Source organism: Achromobacter sp. (assembly GCF_036567245.1).
Lineage (GTDB): Bacteria > Pseudomonadota > Gammaproteobacteria > Burkholderiales > Burkholderiaceae_B > Achromobacter.
The window spans coordinates 1-4,080 of record NZ_DATCUY010000008.1 but is presented as its reverse complement, the minus strand read 5'-3'; the positions used below and the strand labels follow the sequence as shown (position 1 = coordinate 4,080).

General features: G+C 68.9%; 2 protein-coding genes. Both read right to left on the bottom strand.

Annotation, left to right across the window (positions count from 1 at the left end; genetic code table 11):
* Positions 1–59 precede the first annotated feature (59 nt).
* On the bottom strand, positions 60–590 hold the full coding sequence (locus tag VIR09_RS00290) for a SecDF P1 head subdomain-containing protein (RefSeq protein ID WP_332010565.1): 531 nt from the start codon (positions 588–590) through the stop codon (positions 60–62).
* Between the two features lie 71 nt (positions 591–661).
* Positions 662–4,080, bottom strand: a 3,419-nt coding sequence (locus VIR09_RS00285) for a YadA-like family protein (RefSeq protein WP_332010562.1), incomplete at its 5' end; no start/stop codon positions are given.

Here is a 4,080-nt window from a genome sequence, read left to right as displayed (position 1 = left end):
CACGGCCGCCGACGCGCGCCGCATTTACGGGGCGGTCGGCTGACGCGGCCACGGCGGCGCTAGTGCGCCGCTCCTTGGATCGCTTGCGCGACGTTGATCGCCTGCTCTTCCGAATTCATCGTCAGGTTCAGGATGCCCTCGTCCATGGGCCCCGCGATGCGCGGCACGCCCACCAGCTTGCCGTCTATGGTGAAGACCAACCACTTGCCCGGGTACTGGCGGCCGATCTGCGCAAGCTTGCGCGCGCCCGGCGGCGTGAAGCGCAGGCTCACGAAAGGCTGCCCCGAGCGGGACCTCATAGGCGTGGCGGCACTCAGGTCGGCGCGGGTAAGCGCGGGCGCCAACAAGAAGTAGTAGGTCTTGTCGGACATGCGCAGTTCGCGCAGATCGTCACCCGGCTGGTCCTGCGCCTGGCGGAACTCGACGGCAGGCGCGGCGGGTCGCGCCTGCGTGGCGGCGTCTTGCGCCGCCGGCGCGGACTGGGCGGCGCGAGGCGCCGCATTGGCGCCCTTCTGGGCCGTCATGGGCTGGCAAGCGGCCAGCAACGCGCTCGTTGCAATCAAGGCTGGAAGAATGATGCGACGTGTCATGGCTGTGTACCTCTCAGGAATCCTTGAGGATGCGGCGCCTGGCCGCGTGCCTGCGTTCGTGCTGCACCTGCTCACCATTGATACCCCACGCCCACGCTCGCGCCATAGTCGCCGCGCGAACTGCTGCTGGCCAGGCCCTTCACCACCCATTTGCCGCTGTCGGAAACCGTCGACAGCCCCATGGCGAAGCCGCTTTCGCCGCGCCACGTGCCGCCGCCCATGCTGAGCATGCTCCTGCCGGGCAGGTACGCCTGGGGCAGCGCGGACATGGCCATGGCGGAAGCGACGCCGGCGCTCAGCCGGTTATCCAGTCCTTGCACGTCCTTGCGCAAGCCCGCCACCTGGTTGGTCAGACCGTTCTCGATTTCCCGCAACTGGTTCACATTGACCGCGTCGGTTCCCGCAGTGCCGCGGGCCAGGTTCGCGATCTGGCGTTCCGACCCTGCGACGCCGACCGACACGGTGTTGTCGCGGTCGGCGACTGAGCCTGCCCCGAGGGCCACCGCATTGCTGCCGGATGCCTTGCTGCCGTTGCCCAACGCCGTCGCCCCCTTGCCAGACGCCTGCGCACCGTTGCCGATCGCGGTGCTGTTCTTGCCCGAAGCCACGGCGCCCGCGCCACCCGCTGCCGAGTTGCCGCCGCTGGCCTTGGGCGGCTTGGCCGCCTTTTCTTCCTGGCTGGTCTGGAACATGCCGGCCGCGCCGTTGCTGATGTTCGTCACATCGCCTTCGACGCCGGCCACGCGCTCGTCCAGCGCGGTGAGCTGGTCGCCGACCTGGAGCACATTGCCCGCCACGTCCTGCAAGCGCTTGTCGGTGTAGTCGTTGGCCTGCTTGAGCGCGCCGTCCAGCTGCCGCAGGTTCACGGCGTCCGTGGCCTCGCGGCCGTCAGCCAGGTTGCTGAGCGTGCGCTCCGCGCCCGACGTACCCACCGACACCGTGCCCACCGACTGGTTTTGCGCATCCGAGTACTTGCCGGTGTAGCTCTCTGCGCCCCGGTCCGCCACGGCGCCTGCGCCCAGCGCCACATCGCCCTCCTTGCCTGCGGCGGCGCCGTTGCCCAAAGCCACCGTGTTGGCGCCGTTGGCCGCCGCGCCCGGGCCCATTGCGATGCTGCCGAGACCGTTGGCCTGGGAATCCGGCAAGGCCGCCGACGCTCCGCCATTGGCGTGGAAGTACTTGATGCCGGCCCCGCCCTGGGTGAAGGTATCGATCGTATCGCCTATCGATTTGACGTACTGATTGGTCTCGAACAACTGCGAGCCGTTGACCGCCTCGGTGCTGTCCGCCGACAAGGCGCCCCGCGCCACGTTCCTCAGCACCGTAGCCGAGCCGCCAGGGTTCAAGGTCACCATGCCGTAGTTGATGGTGCCGTCCGGATTGCGGTCGTACTTCACTCCCCCTGCGTCGAGCCCGCTCACGTTCGAGGCCAACGCTTTCAGTTGGCTGACGTTTACCGCGTCGGAATCCACCGTCCCCGCGGCCACTCCGGTGATCTGCCGATAGTTGCCGGCATCGACGTCACCCACGGAAAGCGCCGCCAGCTTGCTGCGCGTGGCGTTCACGGCTGCGTCATCGCCGCTCAGGGGCATGTACCCGGCAGCTCCGGCTGCCACTTTGGCGATCGAGCCCGCGCCCAACGCTACGCCGCCACCCGTGATGACCCTGCTGCCCGCGCCCAGGGCCACCCCCTGGACCGCGTCGGACAATGCCTGCGTGCCCACCGCGATGCCATCCGCGGATGTCGCGCGTGCCTGCTGCCCCAGGGCGATACCGCCGGGCGCGCTCTGATCCACCACGGCGCGCTCGCCGATTGCCAGGCCGCGATCGCCGTTGACCACCGCCTGCGGTCCGATGGCGATCGACTCCACGCCTGTCGCCAATGAATCAGTCGCCGTCGAGTTGGCGTGGAAGTACTGGGTACCCGTGGACGTCAAGGACCCGATCGCCCCGGTCAACTGGCGCAAGGTCACCGCGTCATGCTCCTCGGTACCGTCCGCCACGTTGGTAATCTGGCGATACGCGCCGTCGTGGCCCACGGACACCGCCCCCAGCAATGTGAGATCCGCGGTGTTGAACGGCACCAGGGCGCCACCGCTGCCTACCGCAAGGCTGCCAGTGATCGGCGCCGACGCCCGGTCGGAGATGGAACCGGTACCCAACGCCACGCTCCCTTCCTGGCTCGCCACGGCATCGTGGCCCAGCGCCAGCGCGTTGCCGGCCGTGGCCCGCGCGGTGTAGCCCAGCGCCGTGCTGCCCACGCCCTGCGCGTACGCGTCGTCTTCCGCCAGCCCCGACTCGTTGGTCCGCGCATAACGCAGGCCAAGCCCCTTGTCGGCCTTGCTGATCAGATTGGTGTCTCCCGTCAGGTTCGTGAACGTATCGCCCATGTTCGTCAACGTGTCGCCCATCCGCTGCACGCCCTGATTGATATCGTAGAGCTGCGAACCATTCACCGCATCGGTGCTGGCGGCCGACACGGCCCCGCGCGCCAGGTTGGTGAGTTTGGTCCCGCCCGTCACGCCGCCATCCGCGGACGCAGGACCGGCCAGGGTGATCAAGTTCTTGGGATCACCCGACCTGCCGTCGTAGGTCACCGCCCGGTCGCCCAGGCTGCCGACGCTGTCGGCCACGGACTTGAGCTGGCTCACGTTCACCGCGTCCGTGTCGACCGCGCCCGCAGCCAGGTTGGTGAGGCGCCGTTCGGCGCCTGCCGAACCTATGCTCACCTCGCCAACCGGCGACGCGCCGGCCACCGCTGTCGTGCCCGACCGATACGCTCCGTCCGACAGCGTGGAGCCACTGGCGACCGCATTGGCGCCCAGCGCCACGCTGCCGGCATGGCTGGCCTGCGCTTCGCGGCCCAGCGCCAGCGCGTTGTCGGCCGTGGCCCGCGCGTTGTAGCCCAACGCCGTGCTGCCAGGATTCTGGGCATAGGCGTCAGCGGGCGTCAGCCCACGCTCGTTGGTCCGCGCATAGCGGATGCCCAGGCCGTTGGCGTCCGTGTACGCCAAGCTCGTGTCGCCGGTCAGGTTCACCAACGCGCCGCCAAGGCTGGTGAGCGTATCGCCCAGGGTCGTGACCGTGCCTCCCATGTCCGTCACCGTGTCGCCGAGGTTCGTCACGGTGTCGCCAATGCTCGTCACCGTGTCACCCAGATTCGTCACGGTATCGCCCATGGTCGTCACCCTGTCGCCCATCCGCAGCACGTCCTGGTTCGTCTCGTGCAGCTGCGAACCGTTCACCGCATCGGTGCTGGTGGCCGACAGTTCTGCGCGCGCCAGGTTGGTAAGCTTGGTCCCGCCCGTCAGGCCGCCATCCGCGGACGCAGGGCCGGCCAGCGTGATCAGGTTCTTGGGATCTCCCGACTTGCCGTCGTAGGCCACCGCCCGGTCGCCCAGGCTGCCGACGTTGTCGGCCACGGACTTGAGCTGGCTCACATTCACCGCGTCCGTGTCGGCCGCGCCCGCGGCCAGGTTGGTGAGACGCC